Genomic DNA, 15,622 nt, shown 5'->3' on the forward strand with positions numbered 1-15,622 from the left:
GGGATTGCTTCGTGGACTCGCAATGACATGGTCATGAGGTTTTGCAAAATGGGCTACGCTAATGTCTTCTTCAGGAATCGTCGAAAATCCTTCTTGAGCTCCGGGTGCTTGAGCGCGAGTGCGACGTTCGCCGAGAGGAACCCGAGCGGGTTGCCGCAGTCGTACCGATCGCCGTCAATCTCACGCGCGAAAATTGGGATGCTGCGGTCGAGTGCGGTGATGAACGCATCTGCGAGTCGGATCTCACCGCCCTTCCCCGCGCGCTGGCGCGTGAGGATCCGGAGGACGTCCGGCGTGACGACATACCGTCCAATAACCGCCAAGCGCGACGGCGCGTCCGCGGGGTGGGGCTTCTCGACGAACGTTTCAACAGCATGGACGCGATCGCCCGCGGGCGTTCCCGCGATGACACCATACTGGTGTGTCTCGCGCCGCGGAACCTGCGTCACAGCGATGACCGATCCACCGTACGCGTCGTGGGTATCTATGAGCTGCGCGATCCCCGGGCGTTCCGCGACGATCATGTCGTCGCCAAAGAGCACCGCGACCGGCTCGTCCGCGTCCACGAACGGGAGCGCGGAGAGGATGGCGTGACCGTCGCCGAGCGGCTTGGACTGGCGGACGAACGCGAACGAGGCGAGCTGACCGATCCGCGCGACTTCCTTGAGGAGTGCGCGCTTGCCCTGCTGCTCCAGGCGGTACTCGAGCTCGAAGTTGCGGTCGAAATGGTCCTCGATGGCGCGTTTGCCGATGGCGGTGACAAAAATAATCTCGCGGATGCCCGCCGCCACCGCCTCCTCCACGATGTGCTGAATAATCGGACGATCAACGACGGGCAGCATCTCCTTCGGCTGCGCTTTCGTCGCGGGCAGGAATCGCGTGCCGAGTCCGGCGACAGGAATGATGGCCTTGCGGATGGACATGGAGCGTATGTGACGAAATGCGGGGAGCTCGTGTGTCCCCATCCTCTATGGTATAGTATAGCGCAAAGGAGACCCCGCGCACGAGTCGCTCATCATGCACGCCCACCCTATGCCGTCGATCCTCCCATTTGATCGTCACCAGGAGCCGAAACCGGAGCGGACACGCCGTGAACGCCCGGCCGCACGCGGCAATGACATCGCCGCAGAACTCGAAGAAATCCTCGGCATCGCCGAGCTCACGGAGCCCGACATTGATGCCGTGGATATCGTTCCGCCCGGGTTTGACGTCACACTGACGGAGCGCGAACGGGACGACGCGGAGGACACGACGCTGACCGACGCGGCGGAAGCGATCGAACCAACGGAGATCACACCGCCCAACGCCGGAACGAGCATCCACAAGGCGCGCGAGGCAAAGGAGTTTGCCGAACGGCTCCAGGCGTGGGAGCACCACGGCCCGACGATGCTCGCGCAGACCGCAAAGGGGTACGAACGCATCCTCCGCGAGCTGAGCGCGGGGACGGCGGTCGAACCGCAAAAAATCTCAAACATCCAGGGCAGACGCGATGCGTTCACGCGCGCGAAGGACATGGACGATGCGGCGACGATGGAGCGCATCATCGCCGAGGATCGCGCGTTCAAGCAGCTCGCGATTGCCGCGCTCGAAATGGTGCGCGGCCAGGTGGAGCGGAGTCCCATCCCGGAGTCCACGCTCACCGAGTGGGAGCGCATGGGCACCGGCGAGCTCGAGGCCATCCGCGACATGTACGCGAAGGGTGTCACGAAGCACGAGGACCGCGTGAAGCGTTCAACGATGCAGCCGGCGGAGATCTCCCGCGCGTACAACCTCCGCGAGACCTTCGTGCGCGCGCACGCGACGAACCAGGCGCGACTCGCCGCGATCGTCCTCGAGGACGACGCGTGGTACAAGCGCGCGGCACTCGATGCGATCAACGATATCCTCGCGAAGCGACTGCTCGATGCGAGCGACCGCGCGCTGCCGCTCGCGAGCTAAAACGATCTTCGGCGCTCCCGCGCCAGCTTCGGAGGGACAAACCAGAAACACAGAGAAACGACCCCGCGAGAGCGGGGTCGTCTGTTGGATGTGCCATCCTACGGCACCATGCGGAGGCGCGAGCGCCGCTGCGCGCGATCGTAGCACTCCGCGAGTCGTCGCTGGAGCACCACCGACTCGCGCACGAGGTGCTCCGGCGCGTAGCCGAACACGAGGATCGCGGCGATCGTGCTCTCGTGGCACTCCACCATACCGGCGATCACCTGCGTCACCATCTCCGCGCCCTCGCACCCATCGGCATCGAAATACGCGGTGATGCATTCCCGAATGGGCTGCTCGAGATCGCGCACCAACATGCCTTCACGCACCGCGACGCAGATGCGATCGCACAGGAACGAACCCGCGGTGAGACGTGTATGGAGATCACACTCGAGCGCGGCGGCGTAGAGCAGGAACGATTCGTTCGCCGGAAAACATCGGATCCCCATCTGCAGACACTGGAGCGCATCACGGTATGCGCCGCGTCTCCGATGAGTGGAGGCGAGCTCGAAAAGCTCCGCTGCGCGCTGCGCGAGATAAATGACGACTCCCATGCACGACCTCCTCTCTGGAAAGGTGCGCCACCACCGTAGCACTGTTTGTTCCGTGGTGTCAAGGGCTCGTACAAAGTAAAACCCTCGAGTGGGCTCGAGGGTGAGCAAGCGGTGCCGCAGGATGGGCGATGGACAGGAGGGACGATGGAAATGGAGGGCGATGGACGGCTACGTGGAAACGATCCTGAGTGGCCGCACTGCTGCGATGACGGTGCAATGGGACGCGAACGTCCCATCGGTGGGCGGGAGCGTGTGCTCGACATCCTCAAGGAGGCGGGTGATGAGCTCCTCACGGAGCTGGCATGCGCGGCGTATGCCAAAATCGTCCTTCGGTGCCACGCGCTGCGCGAATGCAATGAGCTCCTGCGTGTCGAGCACCTCGGGTGCGGGCCGGATGGCCCAAGCGAGGTCTGCTGCGGCGATCGCCATTTGTGCTGCTGCAAGGTGCTTGCCATCTTCCAGGAGAAGTTCCGCAAGTTTGCGGTGCACGGTGCGGTAGTCAAGGGATCCCGCAGCAATCGCGCCACGGAGTCGTATGATCTCCGCCGTGCGCAATCGTTCGTGCATGGACTGTTTCCTCCATTAAAAGGGCTATGCCACCACCGTACCGTGCCGTCCGAAATGTGTCAAGGATGGACCGTACTCGTCTCCGAAGCTGGTGCGGGAGCACCAAAAATTACGGGCTACGGCACGAGCGCGGCAATAACTTTGAGGGGTGCGAGGATGCCGAGCGGTGATGCGGGTGCGTGCTGCTCGCCAGCGTTTGGTCCTGGACCGGGACCGCCAGCCGGGCCGCGTGCATCCGGTGCATCGAATGAACGCGGGGGCTCGGGGCGACTTCCGTCCCCGCGGCCCTCGATGAACCGCTCGAACGGAACCTCGCGGCGCATCTCGACGGGCTGCTGCGGTTCCGATGGACGGAATCCCCGGAGGTCGTCCTTTCGCATACGCGGTTCCGGCGGGGCGACGAACGAATCAAACTTTTGCGGCTCATCGCCGACGGGTCTCGCCGGAACGGCTGTCTCCACGTCGTGACGCGGTTCCGGTGGGGGGCTCGCGTCGCCCTCACCCTGTGGTCGGAAGAGCATCGGCTTCCCGTTCGGTCCCATGAGCGGTTGTCCATCAGACCCAACCCCATTGGGACGGAAATCGTTGCCGAAACTCGGCCGCCCATCGGGCGTGAACGGCAGGTACGGACGCGACGGATCGTGCGGCTGCTCGCCGGAGAGCTCCTCACGCTTCTCCTCGATGAGCGCGCGGAATCGCTCCGATGCACCTGGCGACGGCGGGGAAGTGGGGTCCGTACCAAACTGCTCGGGCATGCGCCCCTCGCGGCGAAACTCGGCTTCGAGAGCGCCATCGCGCTCCCGGAACTCGAATGGCGGTGCACCGTCGAGCGGCTTTGGTGCGCGATCAAACCCTGGCGTACCAAACGAACCCGGTGCAAACTCCGGCGGCACGCCCTCGCCCTCAATCGCGCGGTGGAAATCCTCCCGACGGCGCTTGAACTCCTCCATGGCCTCGGGCGGGAGTCCCATGTCTTCCGGAATATCCCCCTCCGTACCCTCGAACGCCTCTCGCATCTTCACTTCGAGTTCCATCCGTCGCTCCGCACCCTTCCGCATGAGCTCCTCGCGCTGCTCGCCGATCCTCATGAAGAACGATGGATCGCCTGCCTCGAACTGCTGTTTGAGATTCGGGTCAAGCTCAATGGCCTCCTTGATGTGCCCGAGGATCTCGGGATTCTCGAGGTCGTTGAGGTGCTCCTGGAATCGCTGACGCTGCACCGCGATGGCGCGGTCAATGCCGAGTCCGGGAACGCCGCGCGCACGCAACCCCTCCAGTACTTCGAGCGACTGCGGGGCGCTCGTGTCCACGAACCGATCGAGGAACTGCTCACCGCCCTCGCGGAACTGACGCTCAAACTGCGCCGTGCCCTCGCGCTCCAATCCCTGGACGAACGCGCGCTGCTCCGGCGTGAGTTTCTCCTCCAGTTTCTGCAGCAGGATGAAATCCGTGGGCTCCGGATTCTCGCGGAGCTTCCGCATGAGCTGCTGCGCTTCACCGGCGACCGCCTCTGCCGCTTCACCCGTTGCGGTCGTCGTACCGGCGAATTGCGCTTTGAACTTTTCGATGGATGTATCTTCACGCCGCTCGATCTCCGCGCGCACCTCCGGCGGCACGAAATGCTTGAACTGCTCAGCGACACGCACGGCTGTCGTGTCACCCTCCTCGAACCTGCGGAGGAGGTGCTCGCGCGCACCCTCGCTCGCTCCGGAGAACTCCGTGTTGAACTTCTCCACGGCCTTCGCCTTCATCGCGTCAATCTGTTTGAGGAATGCCGGCGGGAGGTCTCGCGTCGTGCGCACGTCGTCGAGAATCTCGAAGTGCCGCACCGCATCGCCGGACAAATGTTCAACGTAGTTGCCGAAGCGTTCAGGATCCTCCTCGATCTGCTCAGCCATGCGGGACACCGCGTGCTCCTGCGCCGCGCGGATGGCCTCGCGGGCCTGCTCCGGCACCTGCTGCTCGAGTTGCTTGAGGACCTCGACGCTCTTGAAGTTCCTGAACTCGCCACCACGCTGGTTCTCGAGCGCGCGCTCGAATCGCCCGCGGAGGAGCGAGGGATCATCAACGCCGCCCATGACACCTCCCACGTGCTCGAGGATACCATCGCGACGCTCGGCGATCTGCGCACGGAACTCCTCCGGCGCGTACTCGGCAATGCGCTCCATCGCCTTCTGCTGCGTGAACGAGGTATTCGCGACGCGATCGAGGAACCGCTCCACCGCTTCCGGATCGCGATCCTTCCGCTCGCGGAGCTGCTGTGCATCTGCCGCGATCTCCCGCATCCCATCCTGCGCCTGACGCATGGCACGCTCCACGTCAGCGAACGCACCTGCGTCGCCGCCGCGATCTTCCGCGAGCTTCTGCGCGTCCGCGAGCTCCTGGTTGGCGTACTGAAACTTGCGCTCGGCCTTCTTGACCGGATTGAACGTCATCGCGGTCCGAAACCCGCGCCAGAGCCGCTTTGATGCATAGAGCGGGCTGTCCTGGAGCACGCGCGCATCCGTAGCACCGAGGTCTGCCGCGCTGACCTCGGCATCGCTCGTCACCGCTTCGGGAATGTCCGCAGTCGCCGCCTCCTCGAGTGCGGCATCAACGGCGGCCTCGACCGCTGCGCTCTCATCCGCCGTCTCCGCCGCCGGAGCATCCGGCTCCTGTGCGTGCGCAGGCGGAGCAACCACCGTCAGGCCAATAAAAAACGCTACGGCGAGCGTCGTAGCGAAAACGAGGAGCGCGCCCGAACTCGTGTGGAGGCCGCCTGCGTATACGTCGCGAGTTCCCTGCATAGATGTGGTCGCCGGGACGATCGCGCGGTGCGCTATCCCCAGGCAGTGATGTTTGTCTTTCCTCTAGTATACCACACTTTCCCCGTCAAGACGAAGAACATGAAGAGCGGACTCCGTGAGGAGTCCGCTCGAATCGTCATGCATTGCTCGGCGTGGGCGGTGCGCGCAACGCTGCGAGCTCGCACGCACGCCTCAGGCGCGGTGCCTCATCAAACCCGAAGAACCGCGTGTGGGGGTGCCGCGCCACGAGCGCGCTGAGAATCCGCTGCTCGTCGCTCACGAGCCGCGAGATAGCGACTGCGGCACGACGATCGTAGTCGTTGCACTCGGCGATGCGCTTGCGCATACGACAGCGGCGCAGTGCGGGCAGCAGGCGTACGAAATCCTCGCTGAACCACGTCGCGATCTCGTCCTCCGTCACCGCGCCGGCGAGATCGAACAGTCGCTCGAGCACCGCTTCTTCCACTTCGGTGAGCGGGGGGTCATCCCGCGTCGTTGCACTCTGGAACATGGTCCACCTCCCTCTGGAAAGGACAGCCCCGTCTCCTCAGAGCGTACTCCTACCCGTTCCCGATCGGGAGTGTGGAGAAGTAGCCGAGATCGAAGAATAGCTCGATGAACGGCGCGCAGAGGAGCAGCGCGAGCATGGCGATGATACCGACCGCGTTGACCGCGATGATCGGAGCGATCACCAGGAAGAGGAACCGCTCGGGCCCATCCTCTTTTGACCAGTACCGCCGCACCCAGTAGATCTCCCACGCTACCAGTGCCCACACCCATGTGAAGATACCAAACATCGCAAACCACGACATGGTGCCTCCCTTGTTCCTCAGGGAACCTGCGGTAAAGTCCGCAGTGTCAACCGTAGCACATCACACGCGCGGTGTCAATCGTTGCGGCATTGCGAGGGAGTCCACGATTCTCTGTCATTGCGAGGAGTCCGCGACGTGGCAATTCCGGTCATACCAGCACAAAGGTGAAAGCCGGGTGCACTGCATGACCGGGATTGCTTCGATCGGGGACTCCTCGCAATGACAGCGATGGAGTGCCATGTTCCTTTCATTGCGAGGAACGAGTCCGCGAGTGACGCGGCAATCCCGGCCATGCCGTGTACAAGGTGAAAGCCGGGTGCACTGCATGACCGGGATTTCCACGTCGCGGACTCCTCGCAATGACAGCGCTCACCGAATGCGCAGCGTGGCTTTCAGCGATTGGAGCCGCGCGTAGAACCCGCTCGTGTGGATGGAATCCAGGCCGAGGCGCACGCTGTCGTAGTGGTGGACCCACTCGTGGAGGAGCGTGTCGAGGAACGTCTTTGCCGCGAGGAGCTGGCCGCGCACGGCGGTACGATTGGTGATGTATACGTAGCGCGTTGCCGGTTTGTAGTACCCGTACTGCTTGAACACCGTCCGCCCGCCGCGCTTCTTGTGGTACTGGTGCGCGTCGGATATCGTCACGCGGGCGATGATGTCCATCGCCGCCCCGTCGCACAGCGCGTCGCACAGCTCTTGTGCGACGCGCTGCCGATGTTCGGTCTCCAGAGGTCCCGTGAGGATCTGCTTCGCGAGTGCGCGCGCCTCCCGTGATGCGCGGAAGTCCACCTCCCGAATCCGATTGCTCGCCACGTAGTTGCGCTGAGACGCCATACTCACGCGGGCGGGTATAAAACCCGCCCCTACGCCGTTACTTCGGAGGGGAGGAGTTCATTCCATCGTCGCGTTATGCGTCTCCGTAGGGGAGGGGTTTACCCCCTCCCATCCGGGCTCCCCCTGAAGCTGGCGCGGGAGCGTCAAAGAACGCGCGATGTCGGCCCATGCGGATGGGATGATGGCGGTGATGCCGACTGATTCCGGTGCGTCTGCGACCGCTACGACATCCGTCTCGCGGGCATCGGAGGTTTTGGGGGATGACGGCTCCACGATGATCTGCACGGTGTCCGCCGCTGATGCGCCACCGTTGTCCACGACTTCGAGGATGACGGACGTCGTTCCAATCGGCGCGGCGTACTCCAGCTGCGCGCCGGAGCCGATGTACTCCCGACCGACGCGCCAGCGCAAGCGCGCGATGGACCCGTCTGCATCACGCGAGCGCGATCCATCGAGGGTGACGGTGACCACTCCGTCGCCATCGTCATCGCGCACGGTTTGATCTTCGCCCGCGTGTGCAACCGGCATCGTATTGAGCCCAACCATGCTGCGCCAGGCACTCAGCACCGCGCGGTTGTTCAGCTCATCGAGCTCCGCGATGGCATCGTTCGGGTCAACGGTGAGCTCGAGGATCGCCGCGCCTTCCGGTGGGGTGGTCGCGTAGACGCCGAGCGGCCGCGGGAGGCCGACGGTGTCCGGAATCGCGGACGTCATCTGGAACCGCCAGTCCGGTTCGAGGGCATCCTGCGTGCGCAGGTAGTGCTGCCCAAGCGGCAGCCCGCTCCCACCCCGCCACTGGAGCCGCCAGGTGAACGCGGGACTGATCACACCACCGCGATTCGTGAGGATGATGCGGAGCGCGCCGCTCTCGTCCACGCTGAGGTCGAGGATGGCAAGATCCACCGGACGATCCGGCTCGAACACCGCGAGCGTCGTGCGGGCCTGTGCCTCCCGCCCGTCGGCATCGCGTACCTGCACGGTGGCGGCAATGAGCCCGCCGGCATCGAACCGACGCTGGATGGTCGGCGAAGCACCAACGACGCCGTCTGCAAAACGCCAGGAGACCGTGTACGGCTTGCGACCGCCGGTGATCGCCGCGTGGTAGGTTGCGGAGAGCGGCGCGGGACCGGATGCCGGATCAACCGTCGCCGTCACCGCGAGCGGCGCGACGCGCACCACCGGCGTGCGCTCCGCGACTGGCGCGATATCCGGTGTGATGACTCCTGCCTCCTTCGGGCTGCTCGGTTCCTCAGGCACATCCGTCACCAGCTCGGGCTCGTCAACGATGGTCGGCTCGCGTGGAGGCACTGCGGGTTCCGGTATGCGACCCTCGGCCTCCTCGGGAATGGTGATCGTGACGTCATTGTCGGACTCGTTCACCTCAACAATTGCGTTTGGCCCATCCACGGTGATGAGGAGCTCCACCGCCCCGCTCGGCACGGTGCGCAGGAATTGCGGGAAGGTCTGCCCCGCGCCGCTCCCACGGTGCGGGAAGAACGTCGCGCCGAGGTCACCTGCGAAGGTAATCGTCTGTGGATCTCCGGGCGCGAACGCTTGCGCGGGCGCATCGTGCCAGAACCGCACCGCACCTACGGACAGCCCAAGCGTGTCGGTCCAGGTGAACCAGTACGACAACGGTACGCCGATGTCACCGATTGCCGCGCCATCGTTCACGACCGTGACGGTGACGGCGCGGGCGTCGTCCGCATACGTCGCGGACACGGCGCGAAGGTTGGGGAGCGGCGGCTGCTCCGCCTGCACACTCGCCACCGGAACCGGGAGCGTCGCGACGTTGTTGAGCTCATGCTGCTCGGCAATGCGACCATCACCGTCCGCGACGATGCGCAGGTGTGTGGCGCCCGCTGGCGGGTGCGCGAGGAATACCGCGAGATTCTCCGTCCGATGTCGCGTGAAGATGAGGAGGAACCGCTCGCGGTAGGTGACGGAGAGTAGGCCGGTCCCGAGCGACTTCGCATCGCCTGCGGCGAGCGCGTGGAGGGTGAGTGTACGCACCGCACCAAGAGGAACCACACGGTCATCCACCCACGCGAGCTGGAGCGTGGACGACGGTGCCTCCGCGTCCCCGTCATTGCGCACGACGAACGCGAGCGTACCATCTTCCTCCCACGCTGCGGAGGACAGCAGGAGGTCCGGGAGTGCGGCCGCACCTACCTGCGTCGCGCCAGTGAGCGCACCGAGTATCGTGCCGACGGTATCCCGCGCGCGCGATGCGATGCGCGTCGCCGTCTCCGCGGGCAGACGCGCAATCGTGAGGGTCACCTGTTTGCAGTTGTTCGACTCATCGGACTCCGCGATCTCCTTATTGACATCTATGCACACCTCGAACGCGTGGTTGCCGGACGTGGCCTCCCAAGCGTCGGCCCACGTGATGGTTCCTTCCGCCGCCTTCGCGAGCGTCGGGAGTGCCTCCGTGGACGGGAAGGCATCCGGAACACCGTCATTGTTCAAATCCACAACCAACCACGCAGTCGTCGCCGCAACATCCGCCGATCCGCTATTCCGGATCGTCGCCGTAAACGACACCGCCTGCCCGGTCATCGGCACGGCAGGTGACGCAACGACACGCACCATCACGAGGTCCGGCCCGATGGTGACCGGTTCTGGTTCGGGTTCCGGCTCGGGTTCTGGTTCCGGTTCCGGCTCTGGTGCCACGACCGGGCGCGTGAGCACGCGGGCATTATTCTGCTCGTTGGCTTCTGTCACCGCGTCCTTCGGATCCACCACGATGCGCAACTGCATCGCGTGCACGGGAGGCGCGGCGATGAAGTTTGCGTAGTATCCGGTCCAACCAATGGTCCCCAGGTCTTTCGCCGCGCCGCGGGAGAGCCCCATGAAGTCCCGCGTCTCTTCCGCAAGAACGGTGCCATCACGATCGAGCCATGCAATCGTCGCACTCGTACCCACCGTGCGCACGGCACCGTCATTACGCACGACGAGTCGTAGTCCCGCATCCGTCAGTGCGGCATCGGCAATGGCGAGATCGGCGACCCCGAGCGGCCATCGGTCCGACGTAAGACGATTGTTGTCTTCGCGCTCCTCTGCGATCCGGTTGTCCGGGTCCACGATGAGCTCGATACCTGCGGCACCTGTTGGCGGATCGAGCACGTACTCACCAAACGGCCGCGGTGTCCCCGTCCGATCACCGACGTCGCTCATCATGGCGTAGAAGCTCCCCGCGCGCTGCGCATCGTGCGGCTGGCGGTACGGTGGTACAGCAATGCGCGCACCGGAGGCGTCCAACCACGCGAGCTCCCACGTGTACGCCGGCGCGGGAACTGTTCCCTCCACTTGCATGTTCACGATGAGTCGCTCGTCGTCGGTCACGCTGATGAGATTCGCCTTGAGATCCGACAGCGGCGCACCGGCAAAGGGAACATCGAAGGTATTGTTCGATTCGTCCGCTTCCGTCAGCTTGCCCGCCGGATCAACCGTAAACCGAATCTGCGTTGCACCCGCGGGCGGGTCCTTGAAGAACTGCACCTCGGGGCCGTAGCCGGAGTCCTTGTACGCGAAGAGGAGCTGGTAGCGGTGGAGAAACTGCTTCTGGAGACCGTCACCGCGACCGATGTACGGCGCGCCAAGGAGCGTACCGGAAGCATCGGCCCACTGCATAGACCAGAAGAACACGGGTGATGCAATCTCGCCGACGTTGCGGACATCGAGTCCATAGATATCACCGTCGGCATTCGTGAAGAGCTTGGGGACACCGGTGATCGTGAGATCCGGCAGCGCGCTCCGGTCCGGACGATCGAAGGTCACGCGGTTGTTCTCCTCGTTCTTCTCCGCGATTGCATGATCCGGATCCATCGTCACGCGGAGCGTGCGCGCCGCATCCGGCGGCGATGCGAGCAGCTCGCCCGCGCGACCCACACCGCGTTCGATGATGATCGAACGGCCACTGCGCGAGGAGAGCTGCGGCCCGTCCACGCGGACCGACGCGCCCACGACCGTGCCTTCCGCATCGAGCCACGCGAACTCCCACACGAATGCCTGGACGTCCTGCTTCCCCTTGTTCCAGAGCGTCGCCGAGAAGCTGTCCATGCCCAGCGCAGGTTCGCCGAACTCGAGATCGGGCTGCTGCACGATGACGAGTGCCGCGCGCGCGGTGTTATTCTGCTCATCGTGCTCGCGGAGCACATGCTCAGGATCAGCGGTGATCTCCAGCCCGCTCGCGTTCGCTGGCGGATCGGCGAGGAGGCCCGCCAAGGGTGTCTGCTCCTGTGCGAGACCGGTCGCGGTCCACAGAGGTGACGTGAGCGTGGTGGTTGCTGCGGTGAACGTCCGCGATGCACCAGATGCGAGCGCGGCGGTGTCCAACCAGTACCGACCGTACGAACCGGCAAAGTGCACTGCGATGCGGATGCGTCCCTCACGATCTCCGGCGGGCGCGTCGCCGACATTCGTCACCGTGAACGTCGCGCCGTCGCGCGTGACGGCAACGTCGCGCACAACGAGGTCTGCGAGTTTCCGTCGCGCAGCAACGTCCGCGCTGTTGTTCTCCTCCGAGGACTCCGCGATGGCATTGCCCGCATCAATCGTCACGCGGAGTGCCGCAGCCCCCGTCGGCGACAACGCGAGCGAGCGCTCATCGTACCCGTACCCGTCGTAGCGCAAGGTGCGAACTTCGGTGGCCCCGGGGCTGAGGAAGCCCGTCCCGCGGGTGACGGTCGGCGTGCCGAGTACCCCGCCGGCGGCATCCACCCACTGGAGCGTGAGCGTGGCGGGCGTGGCGCGCGCTGCACCACGATTTGCGATGGTGATACGGAACGTGTCGCCGCTCGCCTCGATGCCGGTTGCTGCGGCAACGAGCTGGAGGTCCGGCAGCGGGAGCGGCAGGGTGACGATGTTGTGCTCCTCATCCCGCTCGGGAATTGCATCCGTCACATCTGCCGTGATGCGGAGTGCGGTTGCGGTGCTCGGTCGCTGCTGGAGGAACTGCGCGAGCGATTGGCTCGATGGTTGGGGACGATGATTGGCGTAGGCGAAGGAGAGCATCGTATCGGCCGCGCTCATGCGCGCGGATGTTCCAGGTGCAATGGGGAGCATCGTGAGGACGCGCTCGCCGCCGGGAATGGGAGTGCCGCTGCCGTCCAGCCAGAGGAGGCCGACGGAGACATCACCGCCCGTGATGCCCGGCCCATCGTTCACCACCGCGAACGTGAGCGATGCATCCACGAGGTGCGCGTCCGCAATGCGGAGATCGGCGCGCGGACGTTCGAGGAGCACCGCGTTGTTCCCGTCGTTCGTCTCGCGAATCACATGGTCCGGATCGAGCGTGAGGTGGAGGTGCGTCGCATCGCGCGGTGGCATCCGGAGCACCTCGGTGAGGGCGATCGTCGAGACCTGCGTGCGACCCCACCACCCGCCCCGGAACTCGTACGACACCTGCACATCACGCGCATGGAGTGTGATGCGTCCACCCGCGACGATCGGCGCGAGGTCCACGAAGTAGCGCTGGCCCGTCGCCTGCCGATCTGCCGTGCGCCACACGATGTCCGCGCGCACGCGCGCGCCATCCGTTGCGCCTGCGCCGTCATTCTGCACGGTGAAGACGAGATCGTCCGCGGTGAGCGATGCACCCACGATGGTGAGGTCTGCGAGTGCGGATGGTTGCGGCGGGGGCGGCGGGAGCGCGGGTGCGTCGAGCACCGCGATGTTGTTCAACTCATCGGACTCGTCGAGCGTCCCTGCGCTGTCGAGTGCGACCCGAAGGAATGCCGCGCCATCCGGTCGGTCGGTGAGGAACGCGGCGAGCGACTGTGTCTCCATGCTCCGGAGCAGACCGCTCCGGTAGGATACCGTGGACGTTGCCGAAGAGATGCCGGTCGTCGCACCGGCATCGAGTGCGGGGTACGCGATGGAGCGTGGGGAACCGAGCGGTTGGCGTTCCCCGTCCAACCACTGGAATGCGACGTGGAATGCACTCCCGATGCGCGTCGTGCCGATGTTGGAGACCCGTGCCGCAAACGCACCGGCATCACCGCCGACAAAACCCGCTTCCGTGATGGCGAGGTCGGGGAGCGGGAGGTGCACGACCGCCGCGTTGTCGTCTCGTGTCTCCTCGAGGAGTACCGCACCCGCATCGAGCGCGATGCGAAACTGCGTCGCGCCCGCCGGACGGTTGACGAGGTACGTCGCGAGCGGTTCATCGTGTGCAGTCGAGAACATGCGACCGGTGGTGTAGGACGCGACGGCGTGCGCGGAGCGTAGGGTGACCCGCTCGAACGGCGCAACGTGTTCCACCGCAATGGAGCGCGGCGCACCGAGGCGCCCACCCGCAGCGTCGAGCCACTGGAGCTCGATGGCAAACGGCGTCATGATGACGGTCGCGCTGGTGTTGTGGTACGAAAAGGTGAGCGCGCCATCGGCAATGGTGGGTGCGATGATCTGGAGATTGGGGAGTGCAAACGGGATCGCAAGCGTATTGTTCTCCTCGTTCGCCTCGGCAATCGCACCTCCTTCGTCAAGGACCATCTGGAGCAGGGTTGCATCCGCCGGACGATCGGCGAGAAACGCGCTCAGCAACAACGGCTCCGCGCGCTTGAACATGCGCCCACGCGTCCGCTCGACGGTCGTTGTTGCCGCGTCCACAAACGTGGAGGAGCCGGCAGCACTGCCGACGCGCACCATCGCAACGGCATCCTGCACCGCACCCTCCGCGTTCACCCATTGGAACAGTACTTGGTACGCATCAGCAATCGTACCGCCGACGTTGCGGTACACCATCATCGCACGTTCCGGCGTGATGTCGTAGGACTCAGCAATGAGATCGGGCTGTGGTTCGGGTTCCGGCTCAGACACATCCTCTGGTGGTGGCGCAATCGGCTCGCCATCCTCAGGAGGGAGGAGCACGACGTCATCGGGCGTTTCCAAAAGAGGTGGCGACACCACAACCGGCACGTCTTCAGGCGCGGCAACGATCTCCGGCCCGCAGCTGCAACAGAACAACCCATCGCTGCCATTGCGCGTCGTGATGGTGTGCAGGGTGCCACACGCCTGCGCACACTGATCGTAGGAGGTAAACTCGTCCGGTTCGCACGCAACGACGCACGCGTAGCACGTCGCCGCGGTCGTCGCGTCACGAACGCAACGCTCGTTCGCGTCACCGCACATTCCACCACAAGTATCATTGGTGAATCCCGGGCACGATGGTGCTTGTGGCACTTCCGATGGCGACACCGGAACGGGAGTGACGGTCGGCGTACCGCTTGCCGGACGCAATCGCGCAGCGACCCGTCCAAAAAAACCACGCGGCGGATCGGGAGCCGGCACGGCAACACCGACGAATGCCGGGGCTGCTGCTTCCACTCCCGGGGCCGCAACCGCATCGGGGACGGATGGTGCCGGAGCAAAAGCATCCTGTTCTGGCACGCCCGAGACAACAGGGATCGTGCGTTCGAGCACTCGCTCGGGAGCGGGTGTCACCACCGGCACCGCATCAACTCCACCACTCGATACGCGCGCAGGCGGAGCGAACGGAGCTGGCGTGGAGACGGGGACGGGAACCGGCGCGGGTGGCGCGGTCGCGGTGGGTGCGGATTCCGGTTGCGCAAGAGCCGGTGTTGGCACGGATGCGAGACGATCGAGAATCTGTTCGGCGATGACCGAGCGATCCGCATCGCCGCCCTGTTCCGGTGCGGTGAGCTGCGCCGCGATGGACGTAAACACCCGGGTCTGCTGCGCGAGCTGCGTCGTCACCGCCGCATCAATCGCATCGGCGGTGCCATCCACTCCCGATACATCGGCCTGCTCCTGCGCGAGCTGCACATATCGCTGCGCGATCACCTGCACGACGAGCACACGCTCCGGTGCGCGCTCCGCGATCACCTGCGCCTCCTCCACCTTCTCCTGTGCGTAGCGGAGCGCACGCGCGGCCTTCTTCTCCGGATTGATCGTCAGCGCGAGCGCGACGCGCTCGAACGTGAGATCGAAGAAATAAAAACGGCTCGCCGGCGTGAGGCCGGCAGCCGCGTGTGCTGCGCTCGGGACGAGCAATACGAACGCTGCGATGAACGTCAGCACTGCCTGTCGCGCGCGCACGACGGTGAGCTTATCCATAGCGTATTTTTCA

General features: G+C 64.9%; 9 protein-coding genes. 1 reads left to right on the top strand and 8 read right to left on the bottom strand.

Translation table 11 applies throughout. The annotated features are described in order from the left end of the window. Positions 1 to 53: 53 nt before the first annotated feature. Positions 54 to 923, bottom strand: a complete 870-nt coding sequence (locus tag Q7S96_04955) for a UTP--glucose-1-phosphate uridylyltransferase (protein ID MDO8463582.1) — start codon at positions 921 to 923, stop codon at positions 54 to 56. Positions 924 to 1,032: 109 nt separating this feature from the next. Here Q7S96_04955 and Q7S96_04960 point away from each other — a divergent pair, with 109 nt between their 5' ends. Further along, positions 1,033 to 1,938, top strand: coding sequence for a hypothetical protein (locus Q7S96_04960; protein MDO8463583.1), 906 nt, complete (start codon positions 1,033 to 1,035; stop codon positions 1,936 to 1,938). A 98-nt stretch (positions 1,939 to 2,036) separates the two neighbouring features. Here the strand turns inward: Q7S96_04960 and Q7S96_04965 are convergent, their stop codons facing one another. From Q7S96_04965 to Q7S96_04995, 7 genes are all read right to left on the bottom strand, one after another. Further along, a complete protein-coding gene (locus Q7S96_04965; protein MDO8463584.1) occupies positions 2,037 to 2,531 on the bottom strand; it encodes a hypothetical protein in 495 nt (164 codons plus the stop codon). A 168-nt stretch (positions 2,532 to 2,699) separates the two neighbouring features. Next, positions 2,700 to 3,098, bottom strand: a complete 399-nt coding sequence (locus Q7S96_04970) for a hypothetical protein (protein ID MDO8463585.1) — start codon at positions 3,096 to 3,098, stop codon at positions 2,700 to 2,702. A gap of 116 nt (positions 3,099 to 3,214) precedes the next feature. Further along, positions 3,215 to 5,884 (bottom strand): DUF5667 domain-containing protein, encoded by a 2,670-nt coding sequence (locus tag Q7S96_04975; protein MDO8463586.1) that lies wholly within the window; start codon positions 5,882 to 5,884, stop codon positions 3,215 to 3,217. Positions 5,885 to 6,020: 136 nt separating this feature from the next. Beyond that, positions 6,021 to 6,395, bottom strand: coding sequence for a hypothetical protein (locus Q7S96_04980; protein MDO8463587.1), 375 nt, complete (start codon positions 6,393 to 6,395; stop codon positions 6,021 to 6,023). Between the two features lie 49 nt (positions 6,396 to 6,444). Then, the gene (locus Q7S96_04985) at positions 6,445 to 6,696 is read right to left on the bottom strand and encodes a hypothetical protein (protein ID MDO8463588.1); all 252 of its coding nucleotides are present in this window, start codon (positions 6,694 to 6,696) and stop codon (positions 6,445 to 6,447) included. A 369-nt stretch (positions 6,697 to 7,065) separates the two neighbouring features. Continuing rightward, positions 7,066 to 7,530, bottom strand: coding sequence for a hypothetical protein (locus tag Q7S96_04990; GenBank protein ID MDO8463589.1), 465 nt, complete (start codon positions 7,528 to 7,530; stop codon positions 7,066 to 7,068). A 57-nt stretch (positions 7,531 to 7,587) separates the two neighbouring features. Then, positions 7,588 to 15,609, bottom strand: a complete 8,022-nt coding sequence (locus tag Q7S96_04995; GenBank protein ID MDO8463590.1) for a CARDB domain-containing protein — start codon at positions 15,607 to 15,609, stop codon at positions 7,588 to 7,590. Between the last annotated feature and the right edge of the window lie 13 nt (positions 15,610 to 15,622).

The organism is bacterium, assembly GCA_030647005.1.
GTDB lineage: Bacteria > Patescibacteriota > Patescibacteriia > JACPHY01 > JACPHY01 > JAUSKG01.

What these genes read in the sequence shown, in the direction of transcription:
- Q7S96_04955 (MDO8463582.1), bottom strand. Translation starts at nt 923, where the DNA reads ATGTCCATCCGCAAGGCCATCATTCCTGTCGCCGGACTCGGCACGCGA.
- Q7S96_04960 (MDO8463583.1), top strand. Translation starts at nt 1,033, where the DNA reads ATGCCGTCGATCCTCCCATTTGATCGTCACCAGGAGCCGAAACCGGAG.
- Q7S96_04965 (MDO8463584.1), bottom strand. Translation starts at nt 2,531, where the DNA reads ATGGGAGTCGTCATTTATCTCGCGCAGCGCGCAGCGGAGCTTTTCGAG.
- Q7S96_04970 (MDO8463585.1), bottom strand. Translation starts at nt 3,098, where the DNA reads ATGCACGAACGATTGCGCACGGCGGAGATCATACGACTCCGTGGCGCG.
- Q7S96_04975 (MDO8463586.1), bottom strand. Translation starts at nt 5,884, where the DNA reads ATGCAGGGAACTCGCGACGTATACGCAGGCGGCCTCCACACGAGTTCG.
- Q7S96_04980 (MDO8463587.1), bottom strand. Translation starts at nt 6,395, where the DNA reads ATGTTCCAGAGTGCAACGACGCGGGATGACCCCCCGCTCACCGAAGTG.
- Q7S96_04985 (MDO8463588.1), bottom strand. Translation starts at nt 6,696, where the DNA reads ATGTCGTGGTTTGCGATGTTTGGTATCTTCACATGGGTGTGGGCACTG.
- Q7S96_04990 (MDO8463589.1), bottom strand. Translation starts at nt 7,530, where the DNA reads ATGGCGTCTCAGCGCAACTACGTGGCGAGCAATCGGATTCGGGAGGTG.
- Q7S96_04995 (MDO8463590.1), bottom strand. Translation starts at nt 15,609, where the DNA reads ATGGATAAGCTCACCGTCGTGCGCGCGCGACAGGCAGTGCTGACGTTC.